Annotated in this window: 27 protein-coding genes; 21 read left to right on the forward strand and 6 right to left on the reverse strand. The window is 41.0% G+C overall.

Annotated elements, in window-relative coordinates; genetic code table 11:
• Positions 1 to 8 precede the first annotated feature (8 nt).
• From R3D71_02660 to R3D71_02675, 4 genes are read right to left on the reverse strand one after another with little or no spacing between them, the layout of a single operon-like run.
• Positions 9 to 1,055: a nitronate monooxygenase gene (locus R3D71_02660; protein ID MEZ5690550.1), complete on the reverse strand. Its 1,047-nt coding sequence runs from the start codon at positions 1,053 to 1,055 to the stop codon at positions 9 to 11.
• A 26-nt stretch (positions 1,056 to 1,081) separates the two neighbouring features.
• Positions 1,082 to 2,311 carry an aspartate kinase gene (locus R3D71_02665; protein MEZ5690551.1) on the reverse strand — a complete coding sequence of 410 codons (1,230 nt, stop codon included), beginning with the start codon at positions 2,309 to 2,311 and terminating at the stop codon, positions 1,082 to 1,084.
• A 45-nt stretch (positions 2,312 to 2,356) separates the two neighbouring features.
• Positions 2,357 to 2,845, reverse strand: a complete 489-nt coding sequence (locus R3D71_02670) for a GNAT family N-acetyltransferase (protein ID MEZ5690552.1) — start codon at positions 2,843 to 2,845, stop codon at positions 2,357 to 2,359.
• Complete coding sequence (locus tag R3D71_02675; GenBank protein MEZ5690553.1) at positions 2,846 to 3,286, reverse strand: hypothetical protein; 441 nt, start codon at positions 3,284 to 3,286, stop codon at positions 2,846 to 2,848.
• An 81-nt stretch (positions 3,287 to 3,367) separates the two neighbouring features.
• Here R3D71_02675 and ubiG point away from each other — a divergent pair, with 81 nt between their 5' ends.
• The 13 genes from ubiG to clpB all read left to right on the forward strand — a co-directional run bounded on the left by ubiG (position 3,368) and on the right by clpB (position 16,748).
• Positions 3,368 to 4,156: a bifunctional 2-polyprenyl-6-hydroxyphenol methylase/3-demethylubiquinol 3-O-methyltransferase UbiG gene (gene ubiG / locus R3D71_02680; GenBank protein MEZ5690554.1), complete on the forward strand. Its 789-nt coding sequence runs from the start codon at positions 3,368 to 3,370 to the stop codon at positions 4,154 to 4,156.
• 177 nt (positions 4,157 to 4,333) lie between these two features.
• The gene (locus R3D71_02685) at positions 4,334 to 4,930 is read left to right on the forward strand and encodes a helix-turn-helix domain-containing protein (protein ID MEZ5690555.1); all 597 of its coding nucleotides are present in this window, start codon (positions 4,334 to 4,336) and stop codon (positions 4,928 to 4,930) included.
• A gap of 15 nt (positions 4,931 to 4,945) precedes the next feature.
• The gene (gene ispG / locus R3D71_02690) at positions 4,946 to 6,163 is read left to right on the forward strand and encodes a flavodoxin-dependent (E)-4-hydroxy-3-methylbut-2-enyl-diphosphate synthase (protein ID MEZ5690556.1); all 1,218 of its coding nucleotides are present in this window, start codon (positions 4,946 to 4,948) and stop codon (positions 6,161 to 6,163) included.
• Positions 6,164 to 6,255: 92 nt separating this feature from the next.
• Complete coding sequence (locus tag R3D71_02695; protein MEZ5690557.1) at positions 6,256 to 6,783, forward strand: hypothetical protein; 528 nt, start codon at positions 6,256 to 6,258, stop codon at positions 6,781 to 6,783.
• A gap of 59 nt (positions 6,784 to 6,842) precedes the next feature.
• The gene (locus R3D71_02700; protein MEZ5690558.1) at positions 6,843 to 7,430 is read left to right on the forward strand and encodes a hypothetical protein; all 588 of its coding nucleotides are present in this window, start codon (positions 6,843 to 6,845) and stop codon (positions 7,428 to 7,430) included.
• 164 nt (positions 7,431 to 7,594) lie between these two features.
• Positions 7,595 to 7,867 carry a type II toxin-antitoxin system prevent-host-death family antitoxin gene (locus tag R3D71_02705; GenBank protein ID MEZ5690559.1) on the forward strand — a complete coding sequence of 91 codons (273 nt, stop codon included), beginning with the start codon at positions 7,595 to 7,597 and terminating at the stop codon, positions 7,865 to 7,867.
• A gap of 12 nt (positions 7,868 to 7,879) precedes the next feature.
• Entirely contained in the window at positions 7,880 to 8,266 is a 387-nt protein-coding gene (locus R3D71_02710; protein MEZ5690560.1) for a type II toxin-antitoxin system VapC family toxin, read from the forward strand.
• A 63-nt stretch (positions 8,267 to 8,329) separates the two neighbouring features.
• Positions 8,330 to 9,967 (forward strand): hypothetical protein, encoded by a 1,638-nt coding sequence (locus R3D71_02715; GenBank protein ID MEZ5690561.1) that lies wholly within the window; start codon positions 8,330 to 8,332, stop codon positions 9,965 to 9,967.
• A 25-nt stretch (positions 9,968 to 9,992) separates the two neighbouring features.
• Entirely contained in the window at positions 9,993 to 11,285 is a 1,293-nt protein-coding gene (gene hisS / locus R3D71_02720; GenBank protein ID MEZ5690562.1) for a histidine--tRNA ligase, read from the forward strand.
• A complete protein-coding gene (gene prfA, locus R3D71_02725; GenBank protein MEZ5690563.1) occupies positions 11,282 to 12,352 on the forward strand; it encodes a peptide chain release factor 1 in 1,071 nt (356 codons plus the stop codon). Before hisS ends, prfA begins: the two co-directional genes overlap by 4 nt.
• A gap of 93 nt (positions 12,353 to 12,445) precedes the next feature.
• Positions 12,446 to 13,324 (forward strand): peptide chain release factor N(5)-glutamine methyltransferase, encoded by an 879-nt coding sequence (prmC, locus tag R3D71_02730; protein MEZ5690564.1) that lies wholly within the window; start codon positions 12,446 to 12,448, stop codon positions 13,322 to 13,324.
• A 207-nt stretch (positions 13,325 to 13,531) separates the two neighbouring features.
• Positions 13,532 to 13,996 carry a DUF4167 domain-containing protein gene (locus R3D71_02735; GenBank protein ID MEZ5690565.1) on the forward strand — a complete coding sequence of 155 codons (465 nt, stop codon included), beginning with the start codon at positions 13,532 to 13,534 and terminating at the stop codon, positions 13,994 to 13,996.
• A gap of 184 nt (positions 13,997 to 14,180) precedes the next feature.
• A complete protein-coding gene (gene clpB, locus R3D71_02740) occupies positions 14,181 to 16,748 on the forward strand; it encodes an ATP-dependent chaperone ClpB (protein MEZ5690566.1) in 2,568 nt (855 codons plus the stop codon).
• A gap of 231 nt (positions 16,749 to 16,979) precedes the next feature.
• Here clpB and R3D71_02745 read toward each other — a convergent pair whose 3' ends face one another.
• Both R3D71_02745 and R3D71_02750 read right to left on the reverse strand, forming a co-directional pair.
• Positions 16,980 to 17,987 (reverse strand): prepilin-type N-terminal cleavage/methylation domain-containing protein, encoded by a 1,008-nt coding sequence (locus tag R3D71_02745; GenBank protein ID MEZ5690567.1) that lies wholly within the window; start codon positions 17,985 to 17,987, stop codon positions 16,980 to 16,982.
• 112 nt (positions 17,988 to 18,099) lie between these two features.
• On the reverse strand, positions 18,100 to 19,746 hold the full coding sequence (locus R3D71_02750) for a peptidoglycan DD-metalloendopeptidase family protein (protein MEZ5690568.1): 1,647 nt from the start codon (positions 19,744 to 19,746) through the stop codon (positions 18,100 to 18,102).
• 377 nt (positions 19,747 to 20,123) lie between these two features.
• Between R3D71_02750 and rpsL the strand changes: the two genes are divergently transcribed.
• The 8 genes from rpsL to R3D71_02790 are packed head-to-tail and all read left to right on the forward strand — an operon-like array spanning position 20,124 to position 26,360.
• The gene (rpsL, locus tag R3D71_02755) at positions 20,124 to 20,495 is read left to right on the forward strand and encodes a 30S ribosomal protein S12 (protein MEZ5690569.1); all 372 of its coding nucleotides are present in this window, start codon (positions 20,124 to 20,126) and stop codon (positions 20,493 to 20,495) included.
• A 34-nt stretch (positions 20,496 to 20,529) separates the two neighbouring features.
• The gene (gene rpsG, locus R3D71_02760; GenBank protein MEZ5690570.1) at positions 20,530 to 21,000 is read left to right on the forward strand and encodes a 30S ribosomal protein S7; all 471 of its coding nucleotides are present in this window, start codon (positions 20,530 to 20,532) and stop codon (positions 20,998 to 21,000) included.
• Between the two features lie 15 nt (positions 21,001 to 21,015).
• Positions 21,016 to 23,091, forward strand: a complete 2,076-nt coding sequence (gene fusA / locus R3D71_02765) for an elongation factor G (GenBank protein MEZ5690571.1) — start codon at positions 21,016 to 21,018, stop codon at positions 23,089 to 23,091.
• Between the two features lie 33 nt (positions 23,092 to 23,124).
• Entirely contained in the window at positions 23,125 to 24,315 is a 1,191-nt protein-coding gene (tuf, locus tag R3D71_02770) for an elongation factor Tu (protein ID MEZ5690572.1), read from the forward strand.
• 5 nt (positions 24,316 to 24,320) lie between these two features.
• Positions 24,321 to 24,638: a 30S ribosomal protein S10 gene (gene rpsJ, locus R3D71_02775; protein ID MEZ5690573.1), complete on the forward strand. Its 318-nt coding sequence runs from the start codon at positions 24,321 to 24,323 to the stop codon at positions 24,636 to 24,638.
• 1 nt (position 24,639) lies between these two features.
• Positions 24,640 to 25,389 (forward strand): 50S ribosomal protein L3, encoded by a 750-nt coding sequence (gene rplC / locus R3D71_02780; protein ID MEZ5690574.1) that lies wholly within the window; start codon positions 24,640 to 24,642, stop codon positions 25,387 to 25,389.
• Positions 25,390 to 25,413: 24 nt separating this feature from the next.
• A complete protein-coding gene (rplD, locus tag R3D71_02785) occupies positions 25,414 to 26,034 on the forward strand; it encodes a 50S ribosomal protein L4 (protein ID MEZ5690575.1) in 621 nt (206 codons plus the stop codon).
• On the forward strand, positions 26,031 to 26,360 hold the full coding sequence (locus R3D71_02790; GenBank protein ID MEZ5690576.1) for a 50S ribosomal protein L23: 330 nt from the start codon (positions 26,031 to 26,033) through the stop codon (positions 26,358 to 26,360). Before rplD ends, R3D71_02790 begins: the two co-directional genes overlap by 4 nt.

Raw genomic sequence — 26,360 nt, forward strand, 5'->3', positions numbered from 1 at the left:
ATTGTTAATTACATAATATTATTTGTAGAAAGATGGCTCTCCGCCTGTGCTATCAGCTCGTCTATTACCTCTTGCATTGGCTGAATATTTTTTACCATGCCAACACTTTGCCCTGCCATTACTGAGCCATTTTCTATGTCACCATCAATAACAGCTTTTCTAAGCGCGCCAGCCCAGAAATGTTCAATTTTAAGCTGCGCTTCTTTTTTATCAAGCTCACCATCTCTGAACTGTTTTATTACCTCATGCTGGCAGCGGATAAAATCATCGGTTGCCTTGTTAGCTAGCGCACGCACTGGTATCACCGGAAAATCAGGATCTATCTGTACTGATGAGGTAGCGTCACGTGCCTGTGCCCTGATAAACATCTCCTTGAATTTAGTATGAGCGATGGATTCAGCGGCACAGACAAACCTAGTTCCAAGCTGGACACCGCTTGCTCCCATTTCCAGATAACCGGTTATCATCTCGCCACGTCCAATGCCACCGGCGACAAAAACCGGAACATCTGTAATCGCTGGAAGTATTTCTTGTGCGAGTACTGAGGTTGAGACAGGGCCAATATGTCCGCCAGCCTCTGAACCTTCAATCACCAAAGCGTCAACCCCGCTACGCATAAGTTTACGTCCGATAATAGCTGATGGCGCGAAGCCGATAACTTTGCCACCATATTCTTTTATTGTCTTGATTGTTTCCCCGCTTGGAATACCACCCGCTAGCACCACATGCGATACTTGTTGCCTTTTACAAACCTCTACTAATTGTGCCAACTGCGGATGCATTACTATAAGATTCACGCCAAATGGCTTGTTTGTAAGTTTTTTTGTCTCAATAATCTCTGTTTCCAGTAGCTCCGGTGGCATAGAGCCACAAGCGATAACCCCGAATGCGCCAGAGTTAGACAAAGCAGATACTAAGTTGCGTTCTGAAACCCAAGACATAGCCCCACCCATAATAGCGTAATGCGTGCCAAGAAACTCGGTGCCACGTTTCCATAGATTGTTGAGTTGTGAGTGTTGAGCGCTGAGTTGTGATTTAGGAGTAGACGAATTCATAAGTTTACCTTCTAGTTCTGCACTCATTATTCCTTCTCCAACTCAAAAGCGGAGTGGAGAGCGCGTACGGCAAGCTCGGTATACTCATCAGCTATCAACACACTGATTTTTATTTCCGATGTTGAGATGACCGAGATATTGATATTTTTCTCCGCTAAAGCCTCAAACATGGTGCGAGCGATACCAGTATGGCTACGCATACCAACACCCACCGCTGATACCTTTGCTACATTACTATCAGTATGTAGAGACTTAAATTTGAGCTTTTCATGCAGGTTTTTTACTACATTGGTCGCTTTCTCAAGATCAGCTTTGGGAACGGTAAAAGTTATATCAGTCGCTCTGCCACCTTCGGTTACGTTTTGTACGATCATGTCAACATTTATTTCCTCTTTCGCCAACGAGCCAAATAATGTCGCTGACATACCTGGTATGTTCGCTACATCGGTAAGGGAAATCCTCGCGTCATCACGTGAGTAAGCGATCCCTGTTATGCGTTTTTGTTCCAAAATATCCTCCTCTTTAACCAGTAATGTTCCTTCCTTATCGCTGAAGCTGCTAAGTACCTGTACGGTGACCTCATGATTCATCGCCATTTCAACCGAACGAGATTGTAAAACTTTCGCACCAAGTGAGGCTAGCTCCAGCATCTCCTCATAAGTGATTTTTTTAAGTTTGCGAGCGGAGGGTACTATTCTTGGATCGGTGGTATAAACACCTTCCACGTCAGTATATATATCACAACGATCAGCTTTAAGGGCGGCGGCAAGGGCTACTGCTGATGTATCAGAGCCGCCACGTCCGAGCGTTGAGATTCTCCCATGCTCATTTATTCCTTGAAAACCAGCGATAACGATTACTTTGCCTTCGGCTATTTTGTCCAGCATCACCTTAGCGTCAATATCTTTGATTCTGGCTTTACCATGAGTAGTGTCGGTTCTAAGAGGAATTTGCCAGCCAGTGTAAGAGCGGGCGGGAATTCCCATTTCATTTAGGCACAACGCCAGTAGACCACTTGTTACTTGCTCACCGGATGATACTATATGATCATGCTCCTCCCATGCCTGCGTCGTGTTAAGCTCAGAAATCTCTTTGACATATCCCACTAGTTGGTTGGTAACACCAGACATTGCGGACACCACAACTGCTACTTGATTGCCTAGATCCAGTTCTTTCTTTACTTTGGTTGCCGCATTACGGATGCGCTGTATATCACCAACTGAAGTTCCACCAAATTTTTGTACTATAAGTGCCATAACCGACTTTATAAACTCATTACGAAATCATGAAAGAGCTAACAGTTAATATAATTTTTTCAACATTACAAGAGCGTCGGTATAGGTGCCATCAATTTGTCGGTAATAAAGCTTACGGCGATCTATTTGTACGAATCCGTTATCTTTATATAATTTTATAGCGACCTCATTACCAACCTCAACTTCAAGTAATAACCTTTTGGCTCCTTCTTGCTTACAGTTATCAACGGCCTTTCGCAGCAAAATTTTTGCTATACCTTGTCCTTGATAATCAGGAATAGTACCGATAGTAAGTATTTCCGCCTGCTCAAACATTGTACGATAAACGATCATGGCTATTGCCGCGTCTGTCATATCTTTCTTTGTACTGTCGATGGCTATAAAAGCAAAAGTATTTTTTACCGAGAAAAAATCAGTAAAAGCCTCACGCTCCAAATATCTGGGGAAACATTTTTTATGAATGTTAGTAAGTATACTGGAATAGCTCTCGTCAATCTGACGTATAATACACTCTTCTTCCGGTATTTTTTTCATCTATTGATTTGCAGTTTGAGCTTGCTGTTGCTCGCTCCTTATTCTCGCCACCAGCTCTTTACCCTCTTTAAGGTCTGGTTTTATTGATAAGGTTTTTTTAATAGCGTCTATAGATTGTTTTTTCTTTCCAATCTTCAGGTAGCTTTCCGCCAGATAGTACCACGCCATATAGTGATTTTTATTAATCAATGTGACAATCCTGAACCTTAATATAGCGTCAGCAAAATTTTCTTGTGCGTAATATTTTCTGCCAAGTTCATAATTAGATTTTGTGATATTGCCAAGTTTAGAAAAATTAGAGAAAAATATCTTAAGGCGGTTTTTTATTTTTTTTAATCCATGAATAAAATTACTATCCGATAATTCTTTTTTCATTGAGGTCTGAATATTTTCCAGATATTTGTTACTACTGGATCTTACTTTTTGTTCTTGATCAGACATTATTTGCTCATCCTGAATTATACATTGTCGTAATCCACACACGCCATAATAATATATTTTAATTAATAAATCTATTCATATATGACAAAAGAAAAAAATATTAATAATATTGCCGGTAGTACAGTAGATACAGCGGAGGTTGATAACTTCTCTCGTATCGCCGATGAATGGTGGGATGTAAGCGGGAAATTCGCACCACTACATAAAATAAATCCGGTAAGGATAGAATATATTAGGGATATTATACTGAAATATCGTGATAAAAATAAATCAATCAATGATGATTCTTTTAAGCCATTATCCGAGATTAGTCTTCTAGATATTGGTTGTGGTGGTGGGCTTATAGCTGAGCCAATGACAAGGCTTGGCGCTGCCGTGACAGCTATTGACGCTTCAGCGAAAAACATATCGGTCGCTAGCGTGCATGCTCAAAAAATGGGTCTTGAGATAGATTACCGTAATCTCACGGCTGAGGAGCTGGTAGGCACAGATGAAAAATTTGATGTGATTCTAGCGCTGGAAATATTGGAGCATGTAGCGGATGTCCCGCTATTCATAAAATCATGTTCTGCTTTACTAAAAAAAGATGGTATTATCATCTGCTCAACTATTAATCGGACGGTAAAATCATACGCTTTGGCTATAGTCGCCGCTGAGTATATATTAAGGATGCTACCGGTTGGAACCCATACATGGTCTAAGTTTATTCGTCCTAGCGAACTTTATGCCGATTTGGAAAAAAATCAACTTGCGGTAAGAGATATGGCTGGTATGGTCTTTAATCCACTTAGCGGTAATTGGCGGATTGATAGTAAGGATCTATCCGTGAATTATCTGATTACAGCGGTAAAACAGTATAGCAGTTTATAATTTCTATAATTAGAAACTACTGTAGTAACCACTACCGAAAGTGATGGTTTCTCGCTGCGACTTGTCTCGTCATAGCCCTTTAGAGCGAAGACGGAAGTGAGTGTTAAAATTATTTTCAATGTATTATTGAAAATAAAAAATATTATAATTACAAACTTGGATTATTAAACAGTTTCTATGTCATCATCTTACCAAAGTGAAATTGGGCAGACATTGAAGAACGCTCGTGAGGATTTACGGGTTTCTCTGCGTGCGGCTTCAGAGGAGCTATATATACGCGCGCATTATCTTAAGGCTCTTGAGGAAGGCAATCTTGAGGAGTTACCGGGTGCCGCTTATGTTAAAGGTTATCTGCAAGCTTACGCGGTTTTTCTTCATCTTGATAAAGATGAGATATTAAGGCGCTTTGATTTGGTTGAGCGTAAAATGCCTAGTCGTAGCCTATTTTTTCCAAAAGTTTTCAGTGAGGAAAAAAGCCCATCTCTGCTTATCATTTGGGGAGGTTTTATATTGGTGGTGGTTTCATATATGACGTGGTATTTCATGTTTAGACCTAGTACGACAAATATATCAATTGTAGATACTCCACCCGCTATGGCTTATTACAGCGATGAGAGTAGGGCGGATTCGTTGCTTAATATGCCGTGCGCGCTTGAGCCGACTATATATCCACCTTGCTATTATAAAATTGAGGATGATTTGGTAAAATATTACCAATTTCTACCACAAAATAATATGAATGCTTCTGTCATGGAATTGTATGAACAAAATTAATTTCTGGAGTTTTGTGTGATAAGTAAGCGTAGATTCAGTAAGCAAGTTATGGTAGGTGGGGTCGCTGTTGGTGGTGACGCTCCAGTAGTGGTGCAATCCATGACCAATACCGATACAGCGGATATAGATAAGACAGTGACGCAGGTACGTGATTTAGCGATGGCGGGCTCTGAGATAGTACGTCTTACAGTAAATAATGAGGCAGCGGCGAAATCAATTCCAATAGTCAAAGAACAGCTAGATAAAGCAGGAATAAATGTACCGCTAGTTGGTGATTTTCACTATAACGGTCATACATTACTTAAAAATTTCCCCGATATGGCGAAATCTCTTGCTAAATACCGCATTAATCCGGGTAATGTTGGCTTTGCCGATAAACAGGACGCGCAATTCTCGCAGATGGTAGAGGCGGCGGCTACATATAAAAAACCAATCCGTATCGGAGTGAATTGGGGAAGTCTTGACCAGCAAATGTTAGCTTTTGTCATGGATGAGAACGCGAAGAGCGAAAATCCAAAAGAAGCCGATGAGGTAGCAAGAGAGGCTCTAATTCGTTCAGCCATCACTAGTGCCAAGAGAGCGGAGGAAATCGGGCTTAATTCGGAAAATATAATACTTTCATGCAAAGTTAGTAGGGTGCAGGATTTAATAGGATTATATAGAGATCTCGCCACTCGCTGTGATTATGCTCTGCATTTAGGGCTCACTGAGGCTGGTATGGGTAGTAAGGGAATAGTCGCCTCAACCGCCGCTCTTGCCGTTTTGCTTCAGGAAGGCATTGGTGATACTATACGTATTTCCCTAACACCAGAGCCAAATGGTGATAGAGCGCGGGAAGTCCGTGTCGCGCAGGAAATATTACAGACTATGGGACTGCGGGCATTTACCCCACAAGTTACCGCTTGTCCGGGTTGTGGGCGCACTACCAGCACGGTGTTTCAGGAATTAGCTGATAAGATACAAAATTATCTGCGCGCGCAAATGCCGCTATGGAAAGAAAAATATAAAGGCGTGGAAAATATGAATGTGGCGGTGATGGGCTGTATCGTAAATGGACCGGGTGAGAGCAAACACGCTAATATTGGTATTAGCCTGCCCGGAACCGGTGAACAACCAGCCGCTCCTGTATTTGTGGATGGCAAGAAGATAAAAACCCTGCGTGGTAACAAAATAGCTGAGGAATTTCAGGATATTGTAGAAGAGTATGTGATAGGAAATTATTCGGCGTATTAGTTGATTTTTATTAATTTATGTTTTATGGTTTTATATAACCGGTTATTCGTTGATTTTGTGATAACGCCTTGAATGAATATAAGGAGCGGTAGATGGAGCATCAAGATAGAATAAGGGAGGTAGAGAGGCTAATTACAGCAGTTTCTACGACTAACCCGTATGATGAAAAACCACCAAAAGTTACACACTCGTTAAAACGAATTGCAGGGATAGGTCATATAACAGGATCCTCTTCTGTGGGAAGTAATCATGTGGCTAGTATGCTAGTAGGTAGAATTAATCATGTTGCTAAAGATGGCATTGGTAATGGAGAGGTAGAAATAAGAGTCTCAGATAATGGTAGAGGTTCTACCGTGAGAGCCAGACTTCCTTTTAATGATAATGCCATACAGCAATTAAAGGGGCAAGTAACAGAAATGCTTGTGACAGAGACGGCGGCTATTGTTAAGCAACATTCTGCTGGACTTGGTTTAGAAGAGGGAGATTTTATTGCTAAGGTTGTAGAACAACTTGAAAAGAAAAAAGAATTAGAATCTGAAAAGCCAGCAAATAATGTAATTGATATTACAAGCGCAAAAGGCAAAAGGGAAAAGGAAAACAAATTAATTGATTTTTGTTAATTTATACTGTTAAATGCTGAGAATTACATATGACTAAATTCATTACAGGGAGGTAACTTATGGCAGAGCCATTATCACTAGAGGACAGGGCAAAGCGCGCGCTGCAAGCAATTACTGGGGTGGATAGTAGTTTTAAGGAAGAAAAGTACAATGGTACTATAATAGCAGAATTTTCTGCTGTCATTAGTAAGAGTTATAGAGTAAAAAATATCCATAGTTCAGATATGCGTGATAGGCTTGGACAGATAAAAACTGGAAGTAATACAAATTTGGTGATAGAAGTTAAAGATCACCCTTTAGCTGATGAATATCGTGTGGTTACGAGCTTTAAGTTAGATGAGCATAATGTGAGTCAGCTTGAAAAACAGGCTAAGGAGATGCATGTACAGGACATCATAAAAGACGTTAAAAATAGTTCGCTAAGGCTTGGTATGGACCGACAAGAATTACTTGATGAGGTTGTAGGACGTATTGCAGGGAATAAAGGGCAGGAGCAGTCTACTGGGACGGCAGTAGGTCAAGAAGGTAGCGGCTATAGTAACTCTCCTTATAAAATTACAGGAGATGTGCCAGGGGGAGTTCCGGCGGATAGGATAGATGGTATTCCTGCCGCGGCAATCTCAGGTGGTAATAAGCATCAGCTATAAGGCTTATTTCCTTAGTAAATTGCCTTTTATTGCTCTTAACCAATCTATCAACTTTGAGTTGTTAGTGGTTGAGTTTCTCCACAAAATAAAGGCAATTTACTATATTATAGCTGTAATATGGATATTCTTGACATGACTAACTAGTTGGTTTAGAATGGGTTATTATGACCATATCAGTTAATATACATGAAGCCAAAGCTCAGCTTTCTCATCTGATCAATCTTGTTGAGCAAGGGGAGAGTGTACAGATTTGCCGCCGCAATGTGCCGGTTGCCGAGTTCAAAAAAATTGAAAAAAAGAAAAAATCAAAAAGACAGTTTGGTTTATTAAAGGGCAAGGTTCATGTCCCGCCAGAGTTTTTTGAGCCGATGTCAGAGGAGGAGTTAGCTTTATGGTATGACGCTCCAATCAATAGCAACGATGCGGATAAACCTTGAAAGTATTTGTTAATGGATTTGTTGCTTGATACTCATTGTTTTATTTGGCTTAATTACGCTGAAAATAAAATTCCTGAATCAGTTATGGAAATGCTGGCTGATGAAGAGTATAGCTTGCTACTTAGTAGCATATCAATTTGGGAAATATGTCAGAAATATACTTCTGGTAAATTAGAATTGCATATTCCACCAGAGGATTTGATTGCTCACGCCAAGCATTCATTTGGTATTGAGATACTAGATTTTACAGAGGTGGATAATTATCGTTTGCAATCTCTACCCAAAATCCATAAAGACCCGTTTGATCGGATGCTTATCTGTCAAGCGATAGAAAACCAGCTTGCCATCGTGACCGATGATAAAATGATAAGTTCTTATCCAATAAAAATAATTTGGTAGTTTTTGTTATATATAATTGGTATAAAATCAGCAGATTATAAAAATTATTGTTTGAACTTATTCATGAATATTTCTTTATTCTTACGTAAAAATCCGCTGTTATTCGCGGTATTGGCAATGCTCGCCCTTACTTTTGTCCGTGAAGTTTTGTTTTTTCCAAAAATGGATCTTTTGCCGAACCCTGATAGTAGTTGGTTGTTATACGCCGCCGGTCGTCTGGCGGATGGTCAGAAATTATATGTGGATATTTTAGAGACTAACCCGCCATTTATTGTCTGGTTTAATCTGATACCAGCGTGGATAGGTAAATTTTTTGGCATAAGCTCATATACAATTTTCCCATATTTTATGACTTTTATAAATATTTTGAGTTTATGGCTTATAATCTCTCTGCTTAAAAAAAGAGAATTTTTTAGTAATTCATCACTATATTACACAATTTCGCTATACACTGCCTTTGGCTATTTTCTGCTTACTCCAGCGATTTATGGTCAGCGTGAGACTATATTTATCGCTCTCGTCCTGCCATATCTTATAAAATCTTTATCGCCTCCCGATAATGATAGTAAAAATCATCAATTTATAAATTTTTTAATTACATTAATGGCTGCCGCCGGTTTTGCTATTAAACCATTTTTTATGCTGTTATGGGGGGTTAATGAACTAACCCTAGCGATTAGAAGACGTAGTCTATTTTCTATTTTCTCACTATCAAATTGGTTTATCGGTCTGTTTCAGCTTATTTATTTTATATCTATCTATTACTTAACTCCAGAATATATAACTAATATAATGCCAGTGCTACTTGGTAGCTATTTTGCCTATTATTCGCTGTGGTCAACTATTCTTAAAGTGGTTATACCGGCTGTTTGTATAGTTATGATTATCTGGTTTTTAGCCTCTCCACATGGCGGATATAAAGCTATTATTCGGCATAGTTTTTTCTGGGTGCTAGCTTGCGCTGGTTTTATGTTATTACAACGTAAAGAATGGATAAATCATGCTTACCCGTTAGTGTTTATGGCTGGTTTTTCCATAATTCTTGTCCTTGCGTATTTAATTGAGGTGTTTAAGGAATTAGGGCTTGATATAGGCAGAGGAAAATTCACCGCCGTATGTCTTGCGGTATCTCTGCTGATTTCAGTTGTCTATATAGACGCTAGATTCTGGTATTTTATGTATACCAAACCATCGGTTGTAAGCACTAAATTACTTGATAAAATAAATGAATACGCTGATGGTAAGAGAGTATATCCTCTATCTACCAGCCTACAAGCGGGTTTTCCGGTTATAGCTTTGTCAAAAGGTGTTTTTGAGGGGAAATTTCACCATTTATGGCCGCTTGCCGGAATGATAATCCGTGAACAACAGGAAAAAGAAAACTCTGAGTTGATAAACATAAGAAATTTTCTGGTAGATAATATAGTGCGTGACTTTTCCGATAATCCGCCTTATTTGGTATGGGTTGATGAAAACGTTAATATGGAAAAAATCGCTGAATATGATATTAAACCCTATAATAGGAATATTATAGATTTACTCTCACGTGATTTGCGTTTCGCTATTTTATGGCGAGATTATAAGAAGATAGATGAGATAGAAGGTGAAGTATCAGAGGATGAGAAAAAGCAAGCCGAGAAAGAAGGTAAGCGGGTGAGGAGTCCGGAGCGTTTTTCGTTATATATAAGAGAAAATAAATAAAAGATATTGGAAGTAGAACTTGAAGATGGCAGCTAAGCTACAGCCGGTGCGTGGTACACATGATATATTGCCGGATGAGAATAAAAAATATCGCTCAATCATTCAGCTTATGGAAATGGTAGCCTATCGTTATGGCTATGGTCAGATTTCAACACCAATCTTTGAGTTTTCTGAGGTATTTCATCGCACACTCGGTGATAGCTCAGATGTGGTGGGAAAGGAAACTTATAATTTTACCGATCGCGGTGGTGAGGAGATTACGCTACGTCCTGAATTTACCGCTTCAGTGGTTAGATCCTTTATATCAAATGGTCTTCAGGATAAACTGCCATTCAAGGTTTTTTATCATGGTCCGGCTTTTCGTTATGAACGCCCGCAAAAAGGTCGTATGCGCCAGTTCCATCAGTTCGGAGCGGAGTTTTTAGGCTCTAATGAACCACTTACGGATGTTGAGATAATAGCGATGACTTGCCAGATGTTGCGCTACCTACAGCTAGATAAAAAAGTGAAGTTGGAGATTAACTCACTTGGTGATAGCATCAGCCGGAAATCTTACCGGAATGTACTGGTAGAATATTTTAATGATTATAAAAACTCTTTATCCGACGATAGTAAAATCCGCCTTGAGAAGAATCCGCTAAGAATATTAGATTCTAAGGATGAAGGGGATAAAAATATAATAAAAAAATCCCCAAAAGCTCACGATTATTTTAATGATGAATCTAAGGAGTTTTTCGCTTATATAACAGAATCACTACATACGCTATCTATAGATTATACGGTAAATAGCTCATTGGTACGTGGTTTGGATTATTATTCGCATACGGTTTTTGAATTTACAACTGATTTGCTTGGTGCGCAAGGTACGGTGCTCGCTGGTGGTCGTTATGATGGTTTGGTAAAGCAAATGGGTGGTAATGATGTAGCTGGCATTGGTTTTGCCGCTGGAATTGAGCGTTTGCTCGCTCTTCAGGAGGAAGTTGGCGTTTATGAGGAAATGAACGTACAAAGACCAATAGCGGTAATTCCAGTAGATAATGCTCAGGAAGTAACGGCGTTACGGCTTGCCTGTGATTTGCGGTTGCAAAATTATTATGTTGAGTTAATTACAGGCGGCAATATGGGTAAAAAAATGAAAAAGGCCGATAAGATAGATTCTTTTATGGCTTTGTTAATCGGAGAGGAAGAAGTGAGAGATAAAACAGTAACCATGAAAAATCTAGGAACAGGTAGTCAGGAAGTTATGACTATGGATAAGCTTGGTCGTTTCCTTCAGTCATATTATCATAAAATGTCATATCATCAGGTACGCTCATGAGCTTTAATGATAAGTTAGAAATGCTCACTCGCCGTCATGATGAGTTGGGTGATTTGCTCTCGCAAGGCAATTTGGCTGGAAACGAGTTTTCAAAAATATCAAAGGAATACGCTGAGTTAACTCCAATTGTTGAAGTAATAGTTGAATATAAGAAAGCGAAAAAATCGCTTAATGAGCTTGGACAGATAGCGGGAGATCCAGACTGCGATCCTGAAATGAGAAGAATGGTGGAGGACGAGATTTATGAAGTTAATCAGAATATGCCTGATTTGGTACATAGAGTTCAGATTTCACTGCTTCCTAAGGATGAGGCTGACGAGAAAAACGCCATTTTGGAGATAAGAGCCGGAACTGGTGGTGATGAGGCAGCTCTATTTGCCGCTGATTTATTTAATATGTATCAGCGTTACGCCCAGAAACAAGGGTGGAAATTTGAGGTTATATCATTATCAGAAAGTGGAATAGGCGGGTATAAGGAGGCAAGCGCGGAAATAAATGGTAAATCGGTATTCGCTAGACTCAAGTTTGAATCAGGTGTTCATCGTGTGCAAAGGGTTCCAGCTACCGAGACACAAGGTCGTGTCCATACGTCAGCGGCGACAGTGGCGGTTCTTCCTGAAGCTGAGGAGGTGGATATACAGATTGATGAGAAGGATTTACGCATAGATGTGTTCCGCTCTAGCGGTCCGGGCGGTCAGTCGGTAAATACTACTGATTCCGCCGTTCGCATTGTTCACTTGCCAACAGGTGTTACCGTACAGCAACAGGATGAAAAATCACAGCTGAAGAATAAAGCAAAAGCCTTGAAAGTTTTACGTTCTCGTTTATATGAGATGGAAAGAGAAAAGTTGGCGAGCGCTAGAGCCAGTTCAAGAAAAGAACAAGTGGGCTCTGGGGATAGAAGTGAACGGATCCGTACGTATAATTTCCCACAAGGTAGGGTTTCGGATCATAGAATTAATTTAACGACTTATAATATAGAGCAGGTTATGGGTGGAGAGCTTAATGAATTCATAGAGGCTTTGATAGCTGAGGATCAGGCTCGCAGGTTATCGGAGATTTCTTGATATATTTCTGATATATATAGTAATTTAAGGATAATTTTACCGAAATGACTATAAAAATAAAGTCAAAAGATTATAGGATTAGTTGAGGTTTTTATGGCGCTACCGGCTGATAGGTTTTTAGATATTAACATTAAAGAAATTTTACGGCAGGCTGTACTTAACCTGCAGGAAGAGCGTATTCAGACCGCTTCTATTGATGCTAGGGTTTTACTTGAGCATGTGCTTAGAGTTAGTAGAGAGGAGTTGCTTTTTTCCTTTGATTTGCTAATGGATGAAGAGCAATATTATTATTATCAGGAATTGCTTAAGAAACGCGTGAAAGGATTTCCAGTAGCTAAGCTAATAGGTAACCGCCAATTTTGGGGTATTGATTTTTCCGTAAATAACTATACACTAGATCCGCGTCCTGATAGTGAGACGGTTATAGAATCGGCATTAGCGTATATTGAGAATAGAGCTTCTGTTATTAGAGTTCTTGATTTGGGTACAGGTAGTGGCTGTCTGTTGATTTCTTTGTTGTCGGAGTTGCCATCAGCTTCTGGTGTTGGAGTTGATTGTTGTGATAACGCTTTGTCTGTTGCCAGAAAGAACGCGGTTTCTGCGGGAGTCGCTGATAGGGTTGAGTTTTTTAGGTCAAATTGGTGCGCTAACGTGAATGATAAGTTTGACGTGGTACTAGCGAATCCGCCATATATACCGTCAGCGGTAATTGAAAGGCTCGAGCCAGACGTAAAGGATTATGAGCCTATGCTCGCTCTTGATGGCGGTAGTGACGGTCTTTCTTGCTATCGTGATATATTAAAGGAATTGCCTGAATTTATGAATGATGGCGGTATAGCTGTATTTGAGATAGGGATAGGTCAGGAAGAAGATTTTGGGAAGATAGCAACTGGTCATGGTTTTGATATAGCTGGCTTTAGAAAGGATTTAAGCGGGATAACCCGTTGCGTTATTTTACGTCATAACAAATAGTTGGTTTAGGCTGGTTTATATCACGGATATTTTTTTGTTTTCAATATATTAGTTATTCCAATTAAAAATTACTTGGAATAACTATCATAACCGCTGCTGAAAGTGGTGGTTATGCGTCGCGTAGCGAGTGGATACTTAAATAAGAAATTTTAAATTTCTTATTTATAATTAATATATTAACTGTTAATTTTTAAGAGGTTAGATAAAGTGAGTTATAATAGAAAAAAATCGCAGTCACAGGGTAGTAGCAATTACGGTAGTAGCAACCAACAACGTGGCAAACGTTATTCTGGTGGTAGCCATCAGGGGAATTCTAACCGTGGTCGCAAGAATTATGGCGCGCTTAAAGACAAATATATGGCGCAAGCCCGTGAGGCGCTTTCCTCTGGCGATCGTGTTCTAGCTGAAAATTATTTTCAGCACGCTGACCATTATTTCCGTATGCAGTCTGAGGAAAACGCTTCCCGTCCACAACGCGGCAATAATAGACATAGCCGGTACGATAGAAATAATTCCAATTCTTCAGAAGTTACAGATAATGAAAATGATAGTGATGATGCCAATGACGATGATGAGCTGGAAAATGTAAGCGCTCTTCCAGCCTTTATTACGTCAACGACCGCACCTGTATCCGCCAATTCTGAAGATGATGATGATGGAAGAGAAGATTAGTTTTGGGTCAGACATAGATAAGGTTAATTGCACACCATTTTTTGAGTATGGTTATTAGCAAGTAATCATTATAATTATATCAATTAATATTTAACATTAAAAATATAACTTAATCCTATTGAAATATAGGAACATACCCCCACATATATGATTATGTAAGATAATTATATCTGGAGGGTAAATTATGGATTTTGAAAAATACACTGAAAAATCTCGTTCTATAATACAAGAGTCACAGGCTTTAGCGCTTAGGAATTCTCACCAGCATTTTACTAGTGAGCATATTCTCGCCGCTCTTATGGAAGACAAAGATAAAACCAGTGATAAGTTAATCTCTGTTTGTGGTGGTGATATATCGCTAATAAAACAACGAATAGAGGAAAAAATCAACTCTATACCAAAAGTTGAGGGTAGTGGCGCTGGCGGGCTTTACGCTACCTCTGACATAGCTAAGTTATTTGCCGCGGCTGAACAACTGGCGAAAAAATCTGGTGATGAGTATGTAACTGTAGAAAGACTACTTCAGGCAGTAGCGATGGCAAGTGGTACTGATAGCGCGAAGATACTTAAAGACGCTGGGATAACTCCGCAAAAATTAAACTCAGCCATTAACGATATGCGTAAGGGTAGGGTAGCAAGCTCCGCCAATGCTGAGGATAGTTTTGAGGCTCTTAAAAAATATACTAAAGACTTTACCTCTCTGGCAAGAGACGGCAAGCTGGATCCAGTAATCGGCAGAGATGAGGAAATCCGCCGTACTATGCAGGTTTTATCACGCCGTACCAAGAATAATCCTGTGCTTATTGGTGAACCAGGTGTCGGTAAGACCGCGATAATTGAAGGATTAGCGCAACGTATCGTTGCTGGCGACGTACCAGAAACTTTGCGTGGGAAAAGCTTGCTTGCTCTTGATCTTGGCGCTTTGGTCGCTGGTGCCAAATATCGTGGTGAGTTTGAGGAACGTCTAAAAGCGGTACTTAACGAGATAGCCTCTCATGAAGGCGACATAGTACTGTTTATTGATGAATTACATACATTAGTTGGTGCTGGTAAAACCGAGGGGGCGATGGATGCTTCTAACCTGTTAAAGCCCGCGCTTGCTAGAGGTGAGTTGCATTGTGTCGGGGCGACAACCTTAGATGAATACCGCAAATATGTAGAAAAGGACGCGGCGCTCGCTCGTCGTTTCCAATCAGTATTTATCGCCCAACCAACCGTTGAGGATACAATATCAATCCTACGTGGTCTTAAGGAAAAATATGAGTTACATCACGGCATTCGCATTAATGACTCAGCTATAGTCGCTGCCGCTACCTTGTCTGACCGTTATATAACCGATCGTTTTTTGCCAGATAAAGCGATAGATCTCATGGATGAGGCCGCCGCTCGCCTGCGTATGGAGGTTGATAGTAAACCAGAGGAGCTTGATGAGCTTGATAGAAAAATAATGCAGCTTAAGATTGAGCGTGAGGCACTTAAAAAAGAATCTGACTCCGCCTCAAAGGAACGTCTATCTAAACTTAATAGTGAGCTTACAATATTAGAAAAGCAAAGCGCTGACCTTACCTCACGCTGGGATGCGGAGAAATCACAGCGTGTAAATGTTCAAAAAATTAAGGAACAGTTAGAGCAAGCACAGCATGAACGTGAAATAGCTGAGCGTAATGGTGATTTGGCAAGGGTAGGGGAAATAGTCTATGGTATTATACCAGAACTTACTAAAAAATTAGAAAATGCCGAAAGTAACATGCAAGATGGTATGGTAAAAGAGGATGTTACAGAGGCAGATATAGCCGCCATTGTCTCCCGCTGGACTGGAGTTCCTGTTGAGAAAATGCTGGAAGGTGAACGAGAAAAACTCCTGAAAATGGAAGATAATCTCCGCAAGCGTGTAGTAGGGCAAGAAGAGGCTCTAGTCGCTGTCTCAAATGCTGTGCGCCGTGCCCGTTCTGGTCTTCAAGATCCCGCGCGTCCGCTTGGCTCATTCCTATTTTTAGGCCCTACCGGAGTTGGTAAGACCGAGCTTACTAAGGCGCTCGCTGAATTTATATTTGATGATGAGGCGGCACTGCTCAGGGTTGACATGTCAGAGTTTATGGAAAAACACGCGGTATCCCGTCTTATCGGCGCGCCTCCGGGTTATGTCGGCTACGAGGAGGGCGGGGTGATTACTGAAGCTGTCCGTCGTCGCCCATATCAAGTAATATTATTTGATGAGATAGAGAAAGCCCATCCCGATGTGTTTAACATCTTATTACAGGTGCTTGATGATGGCAGGTTAACTGATGGTCAGGGGAGAACGGTTGATTTCCGTAACACTATGATAATACTTACCTCTAATCTAGGCTCAGAGTTTCTCGCTAATTCTAAGGAAGCGGAAATTTCTAAGAAAACCAGAGATTTGGTAATTGAGGTGGTAAGGGAATCATTCCGTCCTGAATTCCTAAATCGTCTTGATGAGATTATTCTTTTCGGTAGGCTTAAAAAGGAGGATATGTCTGGTATTGTGGATATTCAGATGCGGAATCTTATAAAAAGACTGGAAGATAGAAAAATCACTCTTTCTCTTGATGATAAAGCGAAGGAGTGGCTTGCGGAAAACGGTTATGATCCAATGTATGGGGCAAGACCGCTAAAGAGAATTATTCAAAAAGAACTACAGGATAAATTGGCAAGCGCGATTCTCTCTGGGCGGATTTCTGACGGGCAGAAGGTGAAAGTAACCGCTTGGGAAGGTGGACTTAAGGTCTAGAGTTATAGGAATTGGGCTTTAGGCGACAGACATTAAGGATTAGGGCTGACTCGGTCTATTGGAAACTTAATTATTGCCTAATTATATCTCATCCTCGTGAAAGACTACTGTCTTTCACAGGGGATACCGCTTTGCGGGCTCATGGCTGACTCGGTCTGCTGACCGAGTTTCTTGTTCTCTATAACCAATTTCCTAGTGCCTATTCCCTAAAGCTTAATGCCCAAACCTATACTACCCGTCATGTCTGAATGAAATAGCGCAGGTCTCGTTGTTTCCACCATTTTGAGCCATAGAATATTTCTGTACCTCACCAGCGGTATTGTTGTTATCATAGCAAGTCGTGTCAGAAGCGGGAACAGCCTTGGTTGTCGCAACATTCCAGCCATTTGGAGACCATATAGTAGGTGTATGGCTTGCTCCTACCCATCTAGCTGAAATGCAACAACCCACCATAGCCCCCGGATAGGCCGCTATCACATCTCCTGACTGTGGCAATCCATCATCAATTTTTGAGTCTATGTTATAAGCGTCAACCGCTTTTATGGTAGGGAAAAACACGCTTTTATATCCATCAGGCGTTACTGCCAAGAATTGATTCCCACCTGCAACCGCGTTTACCTCAGAAAGTGCAAAATAAAGCTTACCATCTTGTATAGGAGTATATTGAGAGAGTCTTATACCATTTGACCATACATGTACGTATTTTTTATTCCCTATTTTAGCGGCTGGCAGATATTCCTTCACATTATAGGTTAAAGTGTTAGCATTTAGTGCTTCTGTTATTTTTTCTCCTATTAACTCAGCGTCAATCAAATCAAGCCAGAACAGATGAGTTTCTCCGGTAAAATCATAAGTTGATAATACTTTTGTTACTCCGATTTCCCCTCCTATTTCTGCTCCATCTACTGTTCCATTGCCATTGCCGCATCCCGACGAGAAATAATTATTACAACCAGTACTTCTATGAAACCCATAGCTTGATGCTTTCGGATCTGGCATATCTCCAGGCATATAGTTGTATTTTGTTTTAAACAGATTGACCGCTGATTTATATTTCTCAATCTGTGCTATTTGAGCATTAATCCTAGATGAGTCAATAAGCGTTTTTCCAACCAGAACACCACCGACGATAAGAGCTATCACCGCTAGAACTATGGACATCTCAATCAGAGAAAATCCATGTCTATCATGTTTGAAGAAAATCTTAGATTTTATAAAAAATATTCTAAATTGAGTCATAACTAAATTATGACATTATAGATATTAATCTTTAGTTAATATATAACCGAGTCATTTGGAATAAGAAGGTCTTACCGCAAGTGGAAAGCCAATATTTTTACTATCAAAATAGCTATTTACTTGCGTCAGCGAGTGTTACCGCCCCACCTATTTTGATTGAGGCAAGCTGCGCATCAATTTTGGCAACATTCCTGCGGAAAGCAGCTAATTCACGACCCCTCAATATCTCTCCACCCTTGAACTTGACTTTGGATGGGTTAACCTGTTTGCCGTTTACCAATATTTCATAATGCAGATGAGGACCTGTACTGCGACCGGTAGTTCCGACATAAGCTACTATCTGACCTTGTTTTACTCGCTTACCTGGAGCTATACCCTTAGCGTACCGGCTAAGATGTGCGTATGCCGACGCGTATTTGCTATTATGCTGTATTTTAAGATAATTACCGTATCCACCATTTCTGGAAGCTTGTTTTACCACCCCGTCACCTGACGCGTAGACGGGAGTTCCTTTTGGCGCTCCGAAATCTACTCCACGATGCATTTTGGTATAACCAGCTATCGGATGTCTACGCAGACCATACCTAGACGTTATTCTCGCGCCATTCACAGGTGTTTTAAGTAGTCCTTTACGCACACTCTCACCATTTTCATCATAAAAATTAGTGTTTCCATCTTTATCAGTGTAACGATATATCTTCAAAGAACGATTGCCTAGATTCAGTTCTGAGAATACAAATCCTTTATTTTCAATAACTTCGCCATCTTTATTCTCGGTAAGCTCAAACAGCACATCTATAGAGTCGCCCTTTTTAACGTCACGTTGAAAATCCACGTTATAGCTGTAAGCATTTACGACTTGACTCAGTGTAGACATCGGAATTCCAAACTCAGCCGCTGTTTGATATATACTGCTGTTTATCTCACCACCAGCTCTTGCCAGCTTTTTTGTAAGTTTAGCTTTTATTTTCTGCACTGAGAAAGAATCATCATTTTGCCTTTCCAATCTGACGGTAGAGACATTAGATACAGGCATTTCCAAGCTCTTTACTACAACTTCATTACTAGCGTCGCGGTCAATTTCCAATGTAAAGCTATCTCCCACATTTAGCTCTCTTGGATTGAACACTTTCTTTATTGAACCGAATATATTGTTAGTCTCATCAAACGGTACACCAGCCTCAGTCAGCAAATCAGTTAGTGTATCTCCTTTTTTTACATTTATTTCCAGAGATCTAGGGTACCGTGTATATGCGTTTTTTGTGACTATAGCGCCAGACGTTTTTTCATCATCATCCTTTATATTATCAGTTATAGCTATACTTTTTGTAACATCATTACCGATTTCTATATCATCTCTAGCACCAACATTCTCACCGACAATCCCCGATTTTAATACTTCATCACCTGTTTGCTCATCACTATAACCGCCATCACTAGCTTTTAATACTTCCAACTTCTCTTTTGCTATATCCAAAACTTCCGGTGAAACAACCTCAGAAGCTACACTCTTATAATACGAGGCGTTTACTATTTCCTCTAAAGATTGTGGTGATACGCCACCAGCCATATATTCAGTATTTTTATTCAGTAATATAGGGCTTATAAACGAACTATAAACTATAGCAAAGGCAGCCCCTGCCACAAACCATGAAAGGCGTATCTTACGCAGCCGGCGACTACTCGCCAGACGGCAGTTTATCTTAATAGGGTACGAGGAAAATGACTGATTATTATATGTGCTAAAATAACTATTCAATTTTACTACCTTTTTTTATTGCTCCTTCAAGGGATACACAAATTTATAAACACCTTGAGGCTCCTACTTAAGAGATTTTTCTCTTTATGCCAACAATAAAAATATCAATTATACATTTTTTTATCATTTCTTGTAAATTTAGCTTGACGACAGACAAATAGATAATTAGTTTGCGTGCCTCCGTTGGACAAGATTGGTTGTTTTTAAGTTCTTGATTAGACTACTTTATACATAATAATCAAAAATGTGTTAAAAATTACCTAAAATAGTCGTTCTATCCGGAGGTTTTTCATTCTAGCCCATTTTTTGGATGTCTTTCCATTTATTTGGCTGGTTTGATTTTATTTGTTAACAATTTGAAATATAAGGGTATTTTGATGCCGACAATTAATCAGTTGGTTCGTGGTCCTCGTCGCTCTGTAGCCAAGCGTAATAAGGTTCCAGCTTTGAAGGCTTGTCCTCAAAAGCGTGGTGTATGTACGCAGGTTAAGACGGTAACGCCAAAAAAGCCGAATTCAGCTTTGCGTAAAGTGGCTCGTATTCGTTTAACTAACGGTTTTGAGGTGTTCGGATATATACCGGGTGAAGGGCATAACCTGCAGGAGCATAGTGTTGTGTTGATACGTGGTGGTCGTGTTAAGGACTTACCGGGTGTTCGTTACCATATAGTTCGCGGTAGTCTTGATACCCAAGGCGTTAAAAATCGTAAACAATCTCGTTCTTCGTATGGTGCGAAGAGACCGAAATAATTTTAGGATAGGGTTAGTTAGATAGGTTAAATTTATGTCACGTCGTCACGCAGCTAAAAAAAGAGAGATTTTACCTGATGCTAAATTCGGGGATGTAGTTCTTACTAAGTTCATAAATACCATGATGTATGATGGTAAGAAATCGTCAGCTGAGTCAATAGCTTATGGTGCTTTGGATATTATAAATAAAAAAACTAGCGCGGATCCTATTAAATTTTTCCATGACGCGCTTAATAATATTAAGCCGACTGTAGAGGTTCGTTCGCGCAGGGTTGGTGGTGCTACTTATCAGGTGCCTACGGATATACGTGAGGAGCGTCGTCTGTCGCTAGCGCTTCGTTGGCTTATATCGGCCGCTCGTGCCCGTAAGGAAAAGACAATGCGTGACCGGATAGCCTCAGAGCTTATGGATGCGGTAAATAATCGTGGCGGCGCGGTTACTAAGCGTGAGAATACTCATAAAATGGCGGACGCTAACAAGGCGTTCTCGCATTATCGTTGGTAGTGGGAAATTAAGGTTATGGCACGTAAAACAGAATTATCAAAATATCGTAATATTGGCATTTGCGCTCATATTGACGCTGGTAAGACTACTACAACCGAGCGTATACTCTATTATACCGGAAGATCTCACAAGATTGGAGAGGTTCATGAAGGGTCTGCCACTATGGACTGGATGGAGCAGGAGCAAGAGCGTGGTATTACCATTACTTCCGCTGCCACCACTTGTTTCTGGAAAGATAAGCAGATTAATATTATTGACACACCGGGACACGTTGATTTTACTATTGAGGTAGAACGTTCGATGCGTGTTCTTGATGGTGCGGTTACTGTTTTTGACTCGGTTGCTGGTGTTGAGCCTCAATCAGAGACTGTGTGGCGGCAAGCTGATAAATATAAGGTTCCACGTATCTGTTTTGTTAATAAAATGGATCGTATTGGGGCTAATTTCCAGCGTTGTGTTGATATGATGATAGATCGTCTTGGTACGGTGCCTTTGGTTATTCAGCTTCCAATAGGTAGCGAGGATAAATATGAAGGTGTCGTTGACCTTATCAAGATGAAAGAAATTGTCTGGAGTGGTGATCAACTTGGTGCCGCTTTTGAGGAGCGTCCTATTCGTTCGGAGTTAGAGTCCGCGGCGAAAGATGCTCGTATCGATATGATAGAAACCGCTGTTGAGATGGATGATGCGGTTATGGAGAAATATCTTGGCGGTGAGGAGCCTTCTGAGGAAGAGCTTAAGAATTGTATCCGTAAGGGTACGGTTGCCTTCAAATTTGTTCCGGTATTAAACGGAGCTGCTTTCAAAAATAAAGGTGTTCAGCCGATGCTTGACGCTGTGGTGGATTTTCTGCCAAGTCCCGTTGATATTGGCTATGTGGAAGGCATAGACGTTAAAACTGAGGAAAAAGTGCGTCGTAACGCTGATGATGGTGAAAAGCTCGCTGCTCTTGCTTTTAAGATAATGACTGACCCTTTTGTTGGTTCTCTTACTTTCGTGCGCGTATATTCCGGTAAGTTAGAGGCTGGTAGCTACGTCCAAAACACCGTAAAGGGAAATCGTGAGCGTGTTGGTCGTATGTTGCTTATGCATGCTAATTCACGTGAGGATATAAAAGAGGCTTACGCTGGTGACATAGTGGCTATCGCTGGTCTTAAAAATACCACTACTGGTGATACTCTTTGTGATATGGACTCTCAAGTTATCCTTGAGCGTATGGAGTTTCCTGAGCCGGTTATTGAAGTTGCTGTTGAGCCTAAAACCAAAGCTGACCAAGAAAAAATGGGTATGGCTTTATCTCGTCTTGCTTCTGAGGATCCGTCGCTTCGTCTTTCTACTAACGAGGAGACTGGTCAAACTATATTAAAAGGAATGGGTGAGCTCCATCTTGATATTATAGTTGATAGAATGCGGCGTGAATTTAAGGTAGAGGCAAATGTTGGTGCTCCACAAGTCGCTTATCGTGAGACTATTACCAAGCCTTATCAGATTGATTGTACTCATAAGAAACAGACGGGTGGTTCTGGTCAATTCGCTAGGGTTATACTTAATTTTGAGCCTTTGGAGCCGGGTTCTGGATTTCAGTTTGAAAGTAAAATTGTTGGTGGGTCGGTTCCTAAGGAATACATACCGGGTGTACAAAAAGGGCTTGAAAGCTCACTTAGTACCGGTGTGGTGGCTGGATTTCCAACAATAGATTTCAAAGCGACTCTTATTGATGGCGCATTCCATGATGTTGACTCATCTGTGTTAGCATTCGAGATTGTATCACGCACCGCCTTCCGTGATGGTATGGCAAAAGCCTCTCCAGTTCTGCTTGAGCCGGTGATGAAGGTTGAGGTGGTAACACCGGAGGAATATATGGGTGATGTGATAGGGGATTTATCATCACGTCGTGGTCAGGTTTCAGGTATGGATTCGCGTGGTAACGCCCGTGTGGTGAACGCTATGGTGCCTCTTGCCTCAATGTTCGGGTATGTGAATACACTACGCTCAATGTCGCAGGGGCGTGCGCAATATACCATGTCTTTTGATCATTATGAGCAAGTGCCGTCAAACGTGGCTGATGAAATTAAAAAGAATGTAGCTTAGAAATATTAGAAATAATTGAGGAGAACATAAACAATGTCTAAAGAGAAATTTGATAGGAGCAAGCCTCACTGTAACATCGGGACTATAGGTCACGTAGATCATGGCAAGACGAGTTTGACTGCTGCGATTACGAAGGTATTGGCTGAGGCTGGTCGGGCTAAATATTCGGCATATGACAGCATTGACGCCGCTCCTGAGGAGAAGGCGCGTGGTATAACCATTAACACCGCTCACGTTGAGTATGAGACTGAGGGTCGTCACTATGCTCACGTTGATTGTCCTGGTCACGCTGACTATGTAAAGAACATGATTACTGGCGCGGCGCAGATGGATGGTGCGATACTTGTTGTATCCGCCGCTGATGGTCCGATGCCGCAAACTCGTGAGCATATACTTCTCGCTCGCCAAGTTGGTGTTCCAGCGCTTGTCGTGTTCCTTAACAAATGTGACATGGTTGACGATCCTGAGCTTTTAGAGTTAGTTGAGATGGAAGTTCGTGAATTGCTTAGCAAGTATAAATTTCCTGGTGATGATATACCAATCATTCGTGGTTCGGCTTTATGCGCTCTTGAGGATAAGAATCCTGAGCTTGGTCGTGAGGCTGTTTCTAAACTTATGGACGCTGTTGATAGCTATATACCGCAACCTGAGCGTCCGATTGACAAGCCTTTCATCATGCCGATTGAGGATGTGTTCTCTATATCTGGTCGTGGAACTGTGGTAACTGGTCGCGTTGAGCGTGGTATTGTTAAGGTTGGAGAGGAGATAGAGATAGTTGGTCTGCGTGATACTCAGAAAACCACCTGTACCGGCGTTGAGATGTTCCGTAAGCTTCTTGATGAGGGTCGCGCTGGTGATAATGTTGGTGTGTTGTTACGTGGTACCAAGCGTGATGAGGTTGAGCGTGGTCAGGTTCTAGCTAAGCCTGGTTCTATCACTCCGCATACTAAGTTTACCGCTGAGATATATGTTCTTACCAAAGAGGAAGGTGGTCGTCATACTCCGTTCTTTAGTAATTATCGTCCACAGTTTTACTTCCGTACTACTGATGTTACTGGTTCTATTAAGCTTCCAGATGGTGTTGAGATGATTATGCCGGGTGATAATGTGAGCATTGAGGCTTCGCTTATCTCACCAATCGCGATGGAGGAAGGCTTGCGCTTCGCTATCCGTGAGGGTGGAAGAACTATCGGCGCTGGTGTCGTAGCCAAAATTGTGGAGTAGTAAAAATGCAAAACCAGAAAATTCGTATTTGGCTTAAGGCTTTTGACCATCGGGTGCTTGATCAGTCAACCACTGAGATAGTGTCAACCGCTAAACGTACCGGAGCTCAGGTTCGTGGTCCTATACCGCTTCCTCTTCGTACCGCTCGTTTTACGGTTAACCGTTCTCCGCATGTTGATAAGAAATCTCGTGAGCAGTTTGAGATTCGTACTCATAAGCGTCTTATAGATATAGTAGATCCTACTCCTCAAACTGTTGACGCTCTTATGAAGTTAGATTTAGCCTCTGGTGTTGATATTAAAATTAAGGCGGAGGCAGCGTAATATGCGTACCGGATTGATAGCGAAAAAGGTCGGAATGACCAGTATTTATGCTGAAGGTGGTGTGGAAACGCCAGTTACAGTTCTGCAAATTGATAATTGTCAGGTTGTAGCGAGAAAGACCAAAGATAAGGATGGTTATAATGCGTTGCAGCTTGGTGTTGGTAGTGCTAAAGTCAAGAATGTTTCTAAGGCTTTGCGTGGACATTACGCTAAATCAAAAGTTGAGCCAAAGGCAAAGCTTGCTGAATTCAGGGTAGATGAAAAAGCTATGCTTGATGTTGGTTCTGAGATAGTCGCCAGTCATTTTGTTCCAGGTCAATTTGTTGATGTGGTGGGAAGAAGTATTGGTAAAGGTTTTGCTGGTGCTATGAAACGCCATAATTTCGGTGGTCTTGAGGCAACACATGGTGTATCAGTGTCTCACCGTTCTCACGGTTCAACCGGTCAACGTCAGGATCCAGGTAAAGTATTTAAGGGTAAGAAGATGGCTGGTCACATGGGTGATAGGCGAGTTACTACTCAAAACTTACAGGTAGTGTCTATTGATGATGAGCGTGGACTTATTATGTTAAGCGGAGCCGTTCCGGGAAGTGATGATGGTTTTGTGCTGGTTAAGGACGCTTGCAGAAAGGGAACTCATCCATCCGCTCCATTTCCAGCTGGTTTGCGTAAAGTTGAAGAAAATAAAACTGAGAATATAGTGGAAGAATCATCTAATGAGCCGGAAGCTGACAATAAGGAAGCTAAATAGTAGGACAGTTAAAGAGTATATATTATGAAAATAAAAGTAATTACATTGGAAAATAAGGCTGCTGGCGATATAGAGGTGGCTGATAGTATTTTTACCAGCGAGGTTCGTAAGGATATACTACACCGCGCTGTTACTTGGCAACGCGCGAAAGCTCAGGCTGGTACTCATAAAACCAAAACCGTAAGTGAGATTAGCGGTAGGCATAAAAAACCATTTAGACAAAAAGGTACTGGTAACGCTCGTCAAGGCTCAACCCGTTCAGCGCAAATGCGTGGAGGTTCTACTATATTTGGTCCGGTTGTTCGTAGTCATGCCTTTTCTCTTCCTAAGAAGGTTCGGAAAATGGCTCTTAGAGTTGCTCTTTCTGCTAAATATTCTGATGGTTCGCTTTTTGTTGTGGAGAATATTGACATAAAACAACCAAAAGCGAAATCGGTTGCGGATATAATCGCTAAAAACGGATGGGACGCTCCTTTGTTTATTGGCGGTGATAACTTAAATGAGAATTTTGTAAAAGCCGCCCGTAATATAAAACATGTTGATGTGTTACCCCAGCAAGGGGCTAATGTTTATGATATATTGCGCCATAGGCAGGTTATTTTGACTAAAGACGCTGTTAAGTGTCTTGAAGAGAGGCTAAAATGAGAAAAGCGAAAAAGAAAGTAGAAGCGAAGGAAGTACGTGCCTGTCATTATGATACGGTTTTGTCACCGGTAATTACCGAGAAATCAACACATGTTTCTGAGTATAACAAGGTGATGTTCAACGTGCGTCTTAATGCTAGTAAATCTGATATAAAAGAATCGGTTGAGGCTTTGTTCGGCGTGAAAGTAGTTAAGGTAAATACGCTGCGTCGTCTTGGTAAGACGAAGCTTTTCAGAGGTACCAAAGGTAAGCAGAGTGATAGTAAAAAAGCTGTTATTACCCTTGCAGAAGGCAGTTCAATTAATTTAGAGGGAGGAGTAAACTAA

Source organism: Rickettsiales bacterium, assembly GCA_041396965.1.
Lineage (GTDB): Bacteria > Pseudomonadota > Alphaproteobacteria > Rickettsiales > SXRF01 > SXRF01.